This window comes from Mesorhizobium sp. B2-9-1 (genome assembly GCF_006439455.1).
Lineage (GTDB): Bacteria > Pseudomonadota > Alphaproteobacteria > Rhizobiales > Rhizobiaceae > Mesorhizobium.
This window is the reverse complement of the sequence record NZ_VFTP01000003.1, coordinates 485876-498267: the sequence shown is the minus strand read 5'-3', so window position 1 is coordinate 498267 and position 12392 is coordinate 485876. Positions and strand designations below refer to the sequence as shown.

Annotated in this window: 12 protein-coding genes; 4 read left to right on the top strand and 8 right to left on the bottom strand. The window is 63.4% G+C overall.

The features are described from left to right. The 5 genes from FJW05_RS09595 to FJW05_RS09575 form a co-directional block, all read right to left on the bottom strand. Complete coding sequence (locus FJW05_RS09595) at positions 1-459, bottom strand: carboxymuconolactone decarboxylase family protein (RefSeq protein WP_140546687.1); 459 nt, start codon at positions 457-459, stop codon at positions 1-3. A gap of 36 nt (positions 460-495) precedes the next feature. Then, positions 496-1014: an Rrf2 family transcriptional regulator gene (locus FJW05_RS09590; RefSeq protein ID WP_140546688.1), complete on the bottom strand. Its 519-nt coding sequence runs from the start codon at positions 1012-1014 to the stop codon at positions 496-498. Between the two features lie 695 nt (positions 1015-1709). Continuing rightward, positions 1710-3023: an NAD-dependent dihydropyrimidine dehydrogenase subunit PreA gene (gene preA, locus FJW05_RS09585; protein ID WP_140631044.1), complete on the bottom strand. Its 1314-nt coding sequence runs from the start codon at positions 3021-3023 to the stop codon at positions 1710-1712. A 2-nt stretch (positions 3024-3025) separates the two neighbouring features. Further along, positions 3026-4390, bottom strand: coding sequence for an NAD(P)-dependent oxidoreductase (locus tag FJW05_RS09580; protein WP_140630796.1), 1365 nt, complete (start codon positions 4388-4390; stop codon positions 3026-3028). 114 nt (positions 4391-4504) lie between these two features. Further along, entirely contained in the window at positions 4505-5239 is a 735-nt protein-coding gene (locus FJW05_RS09575) for a gamma-glutamylcyclotransferase (RefSeq protein ID WP_140630794.1), read from the bottom strand. Positions 5240-5520: 281 nt separating this feature from the next. On the opposite strand from FJW05_RS09575, the gene FJW05_RS09570 reads away from it, so the two are divergent. Then, complete coding sequence (locus FJW05_RS09570; RefSeq protein WP_140630791.1) at positions 5521-6297, top strand: VOC family protein; 777 nt, start codon at positions 5521-5523, stop codon at positions 6295-6297. 27 nt (positions 6298-6324) lie between these two features. Here the strand turns inward: FJW05_RS09570 and FJW05_RS09565 are convergent, their stop codons facing one another. Continuing rightward, positions 6325-6813: a hypothetical protein gene (locus FJW05_RS09565; RefSeq protein ID WP_140630789.1), complete on the bottom strand. Its 489-nt coding sequence runs from the start codon at positions 6811-6813 to the stop codon at positions 6325-6327. 196 nt (positions 6814-7009) lie between these two features. On the opposite strand from FJW05_RS09565, the gene FJW05_RS09560 reads away from it, so the two are divergent. Then, positions 7010-7402, top strand: a complete 393-nt coding sequence (locus tag FJW05_RS09560; protein ID WP_140630786.1) for a DoxX family protein — start codon at positions 7010-7012, stop codon at positions 7400-7402. Between the two features lie 85 nt (positions 7403-7487). On the opposite strand, the gene FJW05_RS09555 is transcribed toward FJW05_RS09560, so the two are convergent. Further along, a complete protein-coding gene (locus FJW05_RS09555; protein WP_140630783.1) occupies positions 7488-9914 on the bottom strand; it encodes an FAD-dependent oxidoreductase in 2427 nt (808 codons plus the stop codon). Positions 9915-9978: 64 nt separating this feature from the next. After that, positions 9979-11517 carry a trimethylamine methyltransferase family protein gene (locus FJW05_RS09550; RefSeq protein WP_140630780.1) on the bottom strand — a complete coding sequence of 513 codons (1539 nt, stop codon included), beginning with the start codon at positions 11515-11517 and terminating at the stop codon, positions 9979-9981. Here FJW05_RS09550 and FJW05_RS09545 point away from each other — a divergent pair. Both FJW05_RS09545 and FJW05_RS09540 read left to right on the top strand, forming a co-directional pair. Next, on the top strand, positions 11516-11737 hold the full coding sequence (locus tag FJW05_RS09545; RefSeq protein WP_140630777.1) for a hypothetical protein: 222 nt from the start codon (positions 11516-11518) through the stop codon (positions 11735-11737). The genes FJW05_RS09550 and FJW05_RS09545 overlap by 2 nt on opposite strands. Further along, positions 11730-12320, top strand: a complete 591-nt coding sequence (locus FJW05_RS09540) for a transglycosylase SLT domain-containing protein (RefSeq protein ID WP_140630774.1) — start codon at positions 11730-11732, stop codon at positions 12318-12320. The genes FJW05_RS09545 and FJW05_RS09540 overlap by 8 nt, the downstream gene beginning before the upstream one ends. The last annotated feature ends 72 nt before the right edge of the window (positions 12321-12392 follow it).

Here is a 12392-nt window from a genome sequence, read left to right as displayed (position 1 = left end):
TCAGGCGGCCTTGGCGGCCGGTATCGGATGGATGGCGTGGAAGGGAATGCACAGCCGGTTCCAGGTGTTGATCATGCCGAGCGCGACCGAGAGCTTGACCAGTTCCTCTTCCGAGAAGTGCTCGAGCGTGCGGGCATAGAGTTCGTCCGATACGCCATTGTCGGCGATCAGCGTCACGGCCTCGGTCCATGCGAGGGCGGCCCGTTCGCGCTCGGAAAACAGCGGCGATTCCTTCCAGGCGGCGACGAGATAAAGACGTGTTTCGGTCTCGCCGTCGCGTCGCGCCTCGCGACTGTGCATTTCGACGCAGTATGAGCAGCCATTGATCTGCGACGCCCTGAGCTTGATCAGGTGCAGCAGGCTGACCTCCAACCCGCATTCGTCGACGGCCTTGTTGAGCCCCGATACCGCCTTCATGATTTCCGGCGCCTTGGCAAAGAACTGCAGTCTCGGTTTCATCGTCTTTTCCTTTCGGGCTTGGGGTGGGTTAGAGGTTCAAATCTGCTTCGGTGAAGCGGATTTCTGGCGCCGCTGGTGACGCTCGACGAAGGCGCAACTCGCGGCATAGGATCGCGGATCGCCTTCGGCCGCGTACTCCGCCACGATGTCGGACAGCTTCACTTCGGCGAGCGCCGCCCGATAGGCGCGCTCGGCCTTGAGCATCGCGGCATTGATGCCGCAGGGCTTCACATAGGCGGAGGCATTGATCTTGACCGGGCCGCGCTGGCGGATCTCGCCGCAGCGGAAGGCGGGCTCCCTGCCCTCCACTGCAAGCACAATGTCGAGCAGCGTGATGCGCTCGGCCGCCCGCGCCAGCCTGTAGCCGCCCGCCGGCCCCGGCACCGATTCCAGGATGCGCGCCGCCGTCAGTTGATTGAGATGTTTCAGGAGATAGCTCGGCGATAACCCGAAGCACTCGGCGAGCGCGGCACCGGGCATCGTGCTGTTGCCATCGACGCTGGCCAGCGTCGCCGCGCAATGGATGGCCGCCTCGACGCCATCGCCCAGTTTCATTGTGCTGATCTCCTAATCATGGATATACTTTATCTTGGATAAATCCTATCTGCAATATGGAAAACCAAAATTGCCCGCCAATTCGCAACGGCAATATGAGAGCGGCGCTTCGCACGACTTGGATTCCTCGCACCCCGCAAAGCGGGGGAGAGGTGGCCCGGCGAAGCCGGGACGGAGAGGGGGAGACGACCTTTGCGACGTCAGAATCGATGAAGGAAGAGACGCGAGCGGGATGGAAAGGCGGTCAGGAACCGTCCGGCAATTCCCAGCGGTCCGAAGGCCTCTCTCCGTCCCGGCTTCGCCGGGCCACCTCTCCCCACTTCGTCTACGGCATGCACACATTTCCAAGCGGCTGGCCTTTGGCGATAGCGTGCTTGGCAGCTTCGCGCATGCCGTGTATGGCAGCTTGGCGCATGCATTGTCTTATGTAGCGCTGGTCGACCCCCACTCCGTCTCGGCTTCGCCGAGCCACCTCTCCCCCGATCGACGGGGTAGAGGAAGGCGCCAAGCTTTCTTTCGTCAACGCCCTTCCAGCAACGCTCCCTTCCTTTCCCTCCGGAGGGGGGAAAGGTGGCGCTGCGAAGCAGCGACTGATTGGGGGAACCACGTGGCAATCAAGCCTCAGGTCGATCAGTCGCGCCAGTCACAGAAGATGTGTGCATAGCGTAGCCCACTACGTGGGGCGAGAACCAAGCCTACTCCGCGGCCTCCTTGGCCATCGGATTGTTGGGGTGCGTGGTCCAGTTGGCGTAGACCGGCGACACCGGCAAGCCGGTGCGCTGGTCGAGCACGCCGGCGGCCAGCGGCTGCATGGTGATGCAGCCCTCCACCGGGCAGACATTGACGCAGAGATTGCAGCCGACGCATTCAGCCTCGATCACCTCGAAATGCCTGACACCGTCGACCATGCTGGTGATCGCCTGGTGCGAGGTGTCCTCGCAGGCGATGTGGCAGCGGCCGCATTTGATGCAGGCATCCTGGTCGATATGCGCCTTGGCGACATAGTTGAGGTTGAGATACTGCCAGTCGGTGACATTGGGCGTGGCACGGCCGATGATGTCGGAGAGCGAGGCGTGGCCCTTCTCGTCCATCCAGTTCTCGAGCCCCGCGATCATCTCCTGCACGATCTTGAAGCCATAGGTCATCGCCGCCGTGCAGACCTGCACATTGCCGGCGCCGAGCGCCATGAATTCGGCGGCGTCGCGCCAGGTGGTGATGCCGCCGATGCCGGAGATCGGCAGGCCGCGGGTTTCGGGATCGCGCGCGATCTCGGCCACCATGTTCATGGCGATCGGCTTCACCGCTGGGCCGCAATAGCCGCCATGCGAGCCCTTGCCGTCAATGGTCGGCTGCGGCGCGAAATTGTCGAGATCGACGCCGGTGATCGAGTTGATGGTATTGATCAGCGACACGGCATCGGTGCCGCCGGCATGCGCCGCCCGGGCCGGCTTGCGGATGTCGGTGATGTTGGGCGTCAGCTTGGTGATGACCGGCATGCACGTGTACTGCTTGCACCAGCGCACGACCATTTCGATATATTCCGGCACCTGGCCGACCGCCGAGCCCATGCCGCGCTCGCTCATGCCGTGCGGGCAGCCGAAATTGAGCTCGATGCCGTCGGCGCCGGTCTCCTCGACCAGCGGCAGGATCGCCTTCCAGCTTTCCTCCACGCAAGGCACCATGATCGAGGCGATCAGCGCCCGGTCCGGCCAGTTCATCTTCACCTGCTTCATCTCGCGCAGATTGGTCTGCAGATCGCGGTCGGTGATCAGCTCGATATTGTTCAAGCCAAGCAGGCGGCGGTCGGCGCCCCAGATCGCGCCATAGCGCGGGCCGTTGACGTTGACGACCGGCGGGCCTTCCTCGCCCAGCGTCTTCCAGACCACGCCGCCCCAGCCGGCCTTGAAGGCGCGCTCGACATTGTAGGCCTTGTCGGTGGGCGGCGCCGAGGCCAGCCAGAACGGGTTGGGCGATTTGATGCCGACGAAATTGTTGCGGATGTCTGCCATGCTCATGCCCTCCCGTTAGAGGTCAGTGCCCGGTGGATGCTCTCGGCCGCGTCGCGCCCTTGCGCCACTGCCGAAACAGTCAAATCGTCGCCGCCGAAGATGCAGTCGCCGCCCGCCCAGACTTTTGAGAGCGAGGTGCGGCCTTCGGCATCGACCTTGATGCGGCCGCCTTCGAGCTCGATCTGTTCCGCGCTGCCGTTGAGATGCGCCGGCACGAAGCTCTGGCCGATCGCCTTGAACACCTGGTCGGCATTGAGCCGCAGCGTCTCGCCGGTGCCGATAAGCTTGTCGCCGCTCATCGCCGTGTATTCGAGCTCGATGGCCGACACTTTGCCGTTTTCGGCAATGACGCGCTTCGGCTGCAGCCAGTGGCGGATGGTGACGCCATTGGCGGCGGCCAGATCCTGCTCGAACTCCGAAGCGTTCATGTGCTCCTGGCCGCGCCGGTAGCAGATCGTCACCTCTTCCGCGCCGAGCAGCTTCGACTGTACCGCGGCGTCGATCGCCGTCATGCCGCCGCCGATGACGACGACGCGCCGGCCGACCGGCAGGCCGGAAAGATCGCTCGCCTGCCGCAATTCGGAGATGAATTCCACCGCGTTGGCGACGCCGTCGGCGTCCTCGCCATCGGCGCGCAAAGCGTTGACGCCGCCAAGCCCCATGCCGAGGAACACCGCGTCGTAGTTGCGGATCAGGTCGGCAAGCTGGAAGTCGCGGCCGAGCGCCTTGCCGTTCTGGATATCGATGCCGCCGATCGCGGTGACATAGTCCACTTCCGCCTGGGCGAAATCGTCGACGCTCTTATAGGCGGCGATGCCATATTCGTTCAGCCCGCCGGCCTTCGGCCGCGCCTCGAGGATGGTCACGTCATGGCCGTGGCGGGCAAGCCGATGCGCCGCCGCCAGTCCGGCCGGCCCGGCGCCGACCACGGCAATGCTTTTTCCAGTCGGCTCGGCGCGCTTGTAGAACTGCTTGCCCTCGCCCATCGCGACATCGGTGGCGTAGCGCTGCAGCCGGCCGATCTGCACCGGCTTGCCTTCGGCCACCTCGCGCACGCAGACCTCCTCGCACAGCGTCTCGGTCGGGCAGACGCGGGCGCACATGCCGCCGAGGATGTTCTGGTCGAAGATCGTCTTGGCCGAGCCCAGGGGATTGCCCGTCGCGATCTGCCGGATGAACAGCGGGATGTCGATCGAGGTCGGACACGCGTTCATGCACGGCGCGTCGTAGCAGAAATAGCAGCGATCGGACTCGACCAGCGCCTCGTGATGATCGAGCGGCGGATGCAGGTCGGAAAAATTGTCGGCATATTGCTCGGACGACAGCCGGCCGCCGGCAATGCCTTCGATGAAATGACCAGTCGCCATTCCAGTTCCCCTTGTTGTCGTTTTGGGGAAGGCTAGCACGTTTTATTTTTTTATCAATTGGTCAATTTTCGGCCAAGCCACTGTATTGCTTGCCCAAAAACATGATAAACATAGTCATGTTATAGCCGGCTCGGCAACCTCAGCTGTGTCATGGCTTGTGACGCTGTGGCCATGGACCAACCGGATCTCGTCCGCCACCAGTTCCTGCAGCCGCCACAGATTGCGGTCATGGATGCCGAAGGTCTCGAGGTGGCTGACGGTATTGTAGAGGTATTCGGCACCCGAGCCGACATGGCCGCACGCGCGTGCCAGTATCTTTGCTACCCTTTCCAGCGGCTGCCCGAGCGAAGTGCCCTTGCCGGTCACACCGACCCAGAAGCCGAGCGCCCGCAAAGACCCTTGCGCCGTTCTTACCGGAACCCAGCGGACCGAGCTGACGCTTTCGTGGTCGTCGATTTCACGCCGCAGCAGTCTCTCGATCTGGGCTGGTTTCTCGCCGTCCGGCAAACGATAGATGACGCCGTCGCAGCGCCCGCCCCGTTCCAGCGCCATCATCAATCCAGGCTGCTCGCGACTGCCGCGCCAGCGCTTTATGTCGAGGCAGAACGAGCGGTGCCAGCCATGCGCGGCCGCGCGCCGTTGCTCGACCGATTCGAAGGCCGGCTTCCAGATCAACGAGCCATAGGCGAACACCCACAGCGGACCGTCGTCGGCTTCGCCGGACAGGCGCGTGGCGAGCGTCCGGAAATCATCATCGCTTAGCTGTGTCCAGCTGCCATCGGGACCAGGATCGACCTCGTCGCGATGGCACAAGGCCACGAGCTCAGGCGTGAGCGACATTCGACGCATGAAGACAGCCCCCTCTTTGAGGGCAGCAAAGTCGAAAAGCGCTGGATACGCAAGATCATGGGCCTAATGCATGTCACTCAGAAGTGTGCAGCGGCTCTGGGACAACGATATGCATCAAAACAAAGACTTGAAGCGCGCCGCCTGAATCCGTTTCAGCGCGACGCGATTTAAGCCGCTTGCCATCCTCGAATTCTGGCCCAGATGTCGGATTCCTGTCGTCAGGATCGTCCTAAGATGGATCGAACAAACGATCGCTGCCTGAACCCGTGAGGAGACCGACCATGCCGAAATCCCCGCAACCTTTCTTCTGGTACGAGTTGATGACCACCGACCTCGACGCCGCCGAGGCTTTCTACACCGCCGTTGTCGGCTGGAAAGCCGAGCCCTTCGACAAGGCGCCCGGCATGCCTCGCTACATCGTCGTGAATTCCAGCGTGCGCGGCGTCGGCGGGCTGATGACGATGCCGGAAGAGCCCGCCAAGATGGGCATGCCGCCAGCCTGGATGGGCTACATCTACACCAAGGATGCCGACGCCTCGACGCAAGCGCTCAAGGACGCCGGCGGTGCCGTCCATCGCGCGCCGGACGACATTCCGGGCGTCGGCCGCTTCGCCGTCGTCGCGGACCCGCAAGGGGCTTCCTTCATGTTCCTGCAGCCCAATCAGGCCGAGCAGCCGCCGGTGCCGGCAACCACGCCTGGCCATGTCGGCTGGCATGAGCTCTACACCTCGGACTGGAAAGCGGCTTTCGACTTCTATTCCAGCCAGTTCGGCTGGACCAGCGCCGGCGAGTTCGACATGGGCGAGATGGGTATCTACAAAACCTTCGGCGCCGGCCCCGAATCCGGCGGCGGCATCATGAACAAGCCGCCGCAGATGCCGGTTCCCGTCTGGCAGTTCTATTTCAACGTCGATGCCATCGACGCCGCCGCCAAGCGCGTCACCGACCATGGCGGCAAAGTCATCATGGGTCCGATGGACGTGCCGAGCGGCCAGTGGATCATCCAGTGCCAGGACCCGCAAGGCGCGCATTTCGCGTTGCTGGCGCCGGTGCGATAACAGCACTGTTCGATCGCTGGCGCTGGATCACTCCGGCGTCAGCACCGCCAGCTTCAGATCGGCCTTCCTGGCGCCGCTGAGCTGGACGACGGCCGCTCCGCCCTGGAGCTTGAAACGCACGCTCTTGCGAATGCCCGGGCAGGTCTTCACGCCGCTGAAAGCCGCCGATTTCACGATCTTGCCATCCTGCACGACATCGATCCAGGCCTCGTCGGACAGGCTGAACTGCAACTCGCCTTCAGGCGGCACGGTCACATTTGCCGTCGCGCCGAAGGTGCCGGCTTTCGGTGCACGGTCAGGCGGCACTTCAAAGCTGACCGCGTCGACAGCCGCGAGCGAGAAATCCACCGCTTGGCCGACCGTCAGGGTGGCGCCGGATTGGGCGGCGGGTGCAGCCGGAAACAGGGCCTGCTCACGTTCAACCGGCCATTTGAAGGCGTCGCAGCCGGTATCCGCGGCTGCGGCGAAGCTGGTGCCCGCAAGGATTGCCAAAAGGCTGATGACGACTTTTCTCATGATTAAGGGACCTGCCTGGTTTGATGCGTCACCCCTGGTGATACAACCATAAGGATACATATGCAACCATGGAGAGAAGAAATATGGGGATTGAAACCATTTCCACTCACCGATTGTTGATGGCAGGCCATGGGATGTGAGTGGTCCGTCGCCGGGCGATAATCTAAGGCCCGATCGGGGTAAAATGGAGTTTTAGATGAAGCTTTTCGAAAGCCTAGCTCAGTACAGCCCGCAGGCGCTGGGTGTGTTGCGCATCATGACCGCCTTGCAGTTCGTCGAACACGGCTCGCAGAAACTGTTCAACTTCCCGGTCAGCGCCGAACCGCACGTCCTCACTGGGCTGACGACGGCTGCCGGCATTCTCGAATTCGCCGGCGGCATCCTGCTGGCGCTCGGCCTCTTCACCCGCCCGGTCGCATTCCTCCTGGCCGGCGAAATGGCGATCGCCTATTTCATGGCGCACTTCCCGCGCGACTTCTTCCCCGTCAACAACGGCGGCGACTCGGCGATCTCCTTCTGCTTCATCTTCCTCTATCTGATCTTCGCCGGGTCCGGCGCCTTCGCACTGGATAACCGCCGCAGCGCCTGAAGCATCGAAGGGTGCGCGTCTGGAGGTTTTTTGTTTTGACGCAATTCCGGACGAAAAACCGCTTCGCATCTTTCCTGGAATTGCTCTAGCCGCGCATCCGCTCGAAATTGGCGTCGAACAGCGGCGCCGCCTGGATGCGCGCCGCATGGCGCTTGCCGAGGATCTCGATCTCGAAACCGTCCGGTCTGTCGGCGATCTCCTTGGGCACATAGCCCATCGCGACCGACTTCTTCGAGTGATGTGCATAGCCGCCCGAGCTGACCCAGCCGCGCACGACGCCGTCATGCCAGATCGCCTCGTCGCCGATCACATCGGCATCGGTGGCCTCGACGATGAAGGCGCGCAGCCTGAGGCTGCCGCCCTCTTTGCGCTCGGCAAGTGCTGCTTCCTTGCCGATAAAATCGGCGTCCTTGCCATAGGCGACGAAGCGGTCGAGCCCGGCCTCAAGCGGCCCATAGATCGGCCGGTACTCGCGCGCCCATGAGCCATAGTTCTTCTCGAGCCTCAGCGCATTGAGCGCGCGCGAGCCGAACAGGCCGATGCCTGACGCTTCGCCCGCGGCCAGCAGCGCCTGGTATGCGGCGCGCTGATATTCGGGCGCCACCCAAATCTCGTAGCCGAGATCGCCGGTGTAGCTGACGCGGCCGACGAGGCAAGGCACCATGCCGATATCCATCCGCGCAACCGCCATGAAGGGGAACGCCTCACTGGAAACGTCGGCGCGGGTGACTTTGGCGAGCACTTCCCTGGCCTTCGGCCCGGCGATGGCGAGACCCGCGAGCTTTTGGCCCAGCGCCTCGATTTGCACCGAGCCGTCCTTCGGCAGATGCGCCTCGAACCAGCGCATGTGGTACTGCTCGGCGATGCCGGAGCCGGCGATGAACCATTCGCCGTCGTCAATATTGGCTAAAGTGAAATCGCCGATCAGCCTGCCGTCTTCCTTCAGCATCGGCGCCAGGGTCATGCGGCCGCGCTTTGGCAGCCTGCAGGCAAGCATGCGGTCGAGCCAAGCGGCCGCGCCCTCGCCCGTCACCTTGTATTTGGCGAAGTTCGAGATCTCCGACAGGCCGACGCCGTCGCGTACCGCCGCGACTTCCTTTGCAACATGGTCGAAGTCGGTCGAGCGCCGCCAGGAAAACTCGTCCTTGACGCCTTCCGGCGCATACCAGAGCGGCACTTCGAGCCCATAGGACACGCCCCATTGCGCGCCCTTGGCCGACAGCGTGTCATAGACCGGCGTCGTCTTCAGCGGCCGCCCGGCCGGCAGTTCCTCATTCGGGAAGCGGATCGAGAAACGACGCGAATAATTCTCGCGCACCTTGGCGTTGGTATAGGCCATAGTCGCCCAGTCGCCGTAGCGCGCCACGTCCATAGCCCAGATGTCGGCGCCCGGATCCCCCTCGATCATCCAGTTGGAGAGCGCGAGCCCCACGCCGCCGCCCTGGCTGAAACCGGCCATGACGCCGCAGGCGACCCAGAAGCCGGGCAGGCCGCGCACCGGACCGACCAGCGGATTGCCGTCCGGCGCGAAGGTGAAGGGGCCATTGATGATCTGCTTGATGCCGGTCTTCTGGAAGGCCGGGAAATGGCGGAAGCCGACTTCGAGCGACGGCGCGATGCGGTCGATGTCCGGCTCCAAAAGCTCATGGCCGAAATTCCAGGGCGTCTGGAACTCGGACCAGACCTTGTTGGCCTTCTCGTAAGTGCCCATCAGCATGCCGCCGCGTTCCTGGCGCAGATAGAGCTCGCCGTCGAAGTCGACGGCATGGATGACCTCGGTGCCGGTCTTCTTGTTCCAGTCGGCGACCTCCGGCATGTCCTCGGTGATCAGGTACATGTGCTCCATGGCCAGAACCGGCAGTTCGAGCCCGACCATGCGGCCGACCTCGCGCGCCCACAGACCGCCGGCATTGACGACGTGCTCGGCAACGATATCGCCCTTGTTGGTGATGATCCGCCACAGCCCGTCGGGACGGCGCACGATGTCCTCGACCTTGGTGAAGCGCTCCACCTCGGCCCCCAGTTTCCGCGCCGCCTTGGCATAGGCATGCGTCACGCCGGAGGGGTCGAGATGGCCGTCCTCCTTGTTGCGCACGGCGCCGACAAACTGGCTGGGATCGATGAGCGGCATCAATTCCGCCGCTTCCTTGGCCGAGATCACCTCGAGGTCGATGCCGAGATAGCGGCCCTTGGACACCACGCCGCGCAGCCAGTCGAGCCGCGCCTCCGTCGCCGCCAGAAGCACGCCGCCGGTGAGATGTACGCCGGTGGCCTGCCCCGACAGTTCCTCGATCTCCTTGTAGAGAGAGATCGTGTATTTCTGCAGCTTGGCGACATTGGGGTCGCCGTTGATGGTGTGCATGCCGCCGGCCGCGTGCCAGGTCGAGCCGGAAGTCAGCTCGTCGCGCTCCAGAAGCACGACATCGGTCCAGCCATGGCGGGCAAGATGGAACAGCACCGAGCATCCGACGACACCGCCGCCGATGACCACGACCTTTGCATGCGACTTCATGGACTTTTCTCGTTGGTTCAGTGAGTTGAGAGATTGAAATGAATCAGGATGGGAAGCTGTTCCCTCACGGCTCACCCTGCCCGATCGCTTCCTTGCGGCGCGCCATATAGGCTTCGAGCGCCTCGCGCACCGCGGGATCCATCGCCGGCTGGACATACTCCTCCAGCGCCTTCTTCCACAGCCGCGTCGCGCGCGCCGTCGTGTCGAGGGCGCCCGCCTCCTGCCATGCCTCGTAATTCTGCCAGTTGGAAAGCATCGGCTGGTAGAAGGCGGTGGCGTAGCGCTCCAGCGTGTGCGGCTCGCCGAAGAAATGGCCGCCGGTCGGCACCGCGCCGAGCGCCTCCACCGCAAGCTCCGCCTCGTCGACGACGATCGGCCGCAAGAATTCCATCATGTGCTGGATCATCTCGACGTCAATGATGAGCTTTTCGAACGAGGCTGTCAGCCCGCCCTCCTGCCAGCCGGCGGCATGGTAGACGAGATTGCCGTGGCCGAGCACCGCGCCCCACAAGGCCATCAGCGTCTCGTAGGCGCCTTGCGCATCGGCGGCATTGGAGGCGGAGCCCGGCGTCGTGCGATAAGGCAATCTGTAGCGCCGCGCCAGCTGTCCCGAAGCGATGTTGGCTTTGGTGTTTTCCGGCGTGCCGAAGGCCGGCGCGCCCGACTTCATGTCGACATTGGAGGTGAAGGCGCCATACATCACCGGTGCCCCCGGACGCACCAGCTGCGTCAGCACGATGCCGAACAGCGCTTCGGCATTCTGCTGCGCCAGCGCACCGGCCAACGTCACCGGGCTCATCGCCCCCATCAGCGTGAACGGCGTCACCGCCACCGACTGCCCGTATTCGGCCATGGTCATCAGCCCTTCGGCCATCATCTCGTCGAAGCGGCGCGGCGAGTTGACCGAAATGATGGTGGTGACGCCGGGATCCTCTCCCATCTGCTCAAGCGTCAGCCCGCGCGCGATCGCCATCATCTCGATGCCGTCGAGCGCCCTGCCCCGCCCAATCGCCGAGACGTGGAAACATTTGTCGGTCAGCGTCAGATTGGCGAAATAGGTGTCCATATGCCTGGTGTTCGCCGGCAGCTCGACCGGGGCACAGACCTGGTTGCCCAGCATGTGGATGCAGTTGAAATGCTGCGCCAGCCGCACAAGGTCCGAATAATCCGCAAGATTGCCGGCGCGACGGCCGCGCTCCATGTCGTGCACATTGGGCGGCCCGGCGACGAGTGTGAAGTTGATGGTGCTGCCGCCAAGATGAATGGCGTGGTCTGGGTTTCGGGGCGTCAGCGTATAGGCCGAGCGCGTCGACTTCAGCGCCTCCTCGATCATGCCGCGATCGACGCGCACGTTCATCGAGCCGTGGTCGACCTTGGCGCCGGCGCGGTCGAACAGCGACAGGGCGCGTGCGCTCATCACCTCGATGCCGAAATTCTCCAGTATGTGCATCGATGCCTGGTGGATGGCTTCGATCTGGTTGGCCGACAGCAGCGCCATGGGCGGATAGGGATTCTCCACCCGCCGCGCCGGCAGTTGCGGGATGGCGGCTGGTCCCCGGTTGCTGGTGCGCTCGGCGCCGCGCTTGCGTCTTGGTTCGCTCATGCCCGCATCAGAGCGCCGGCATCGCATGCGGGCTGTCAGGAATTCGCCATTTGCCGGCGTGATTTTAGCCAAGGCGGCATTTTTCAAAATCGACGAAAAGAATGGCGACGCAAACAGTCGCAATATCGATATTCGGTTTTTCGCGCTTCCCGCGCCCCGCGTTAAGGAAGCGCGCAACACTCCCTTTATGATTTCGGCCTATTCGTCTTCCAATGCGTAGGTCGAGTTTTAGTAAAATTGTCGCTATCTCCGTGCTGCTGGCGCTTTCGGCCTGCGCGACGGCGCCCAGTCATATCAACAACGTCTGCGCGGTCTTCGACCAGAATGACGGCTGGTTCGACAACTGGCAGTCCGCCGCCGAGCGGACCGAGCAGAAATACGGCGTTCCCGTCCCCGTGCTGATGGCGACAGTGCGCAAGGAATCCGGCTTCAAGAGCAATGCCCGCCCGCCGCGCACCAAGCTGCTCGGCTTCATCCCGTGGACGCATGTCTCGAGCGCCACCGGCTACTCGCAGGCGCTCGACGGCACATGGTCGCAATATCAAAGCGAGACCGGAAACTGGACGGCGCGCCGCACGCGCTTTGCCGACGCCATCGATTTCGTCGGCTGGTATCACTCAAAAACGGCCGATACGTTCAGCGTCGCCCGCAACGACACCTACAATCTCTATCTGGCCTATTATCTCGGCTGGACCGCCTACGGCCGCGGCAACCGGGGCGACGCCGGCGTTCAAGGCTACGCACGCGCCACCGATCAGATGGCGCGCGATTACGCCGCGCAGATTCGGCAGTGCGGCAGTTAGCACCCTTCGGGGTCAGAGCATGATCCCGAAAGTGGAACCGGGTTTCGGATGAAGATCATGCTCCAACAAAGA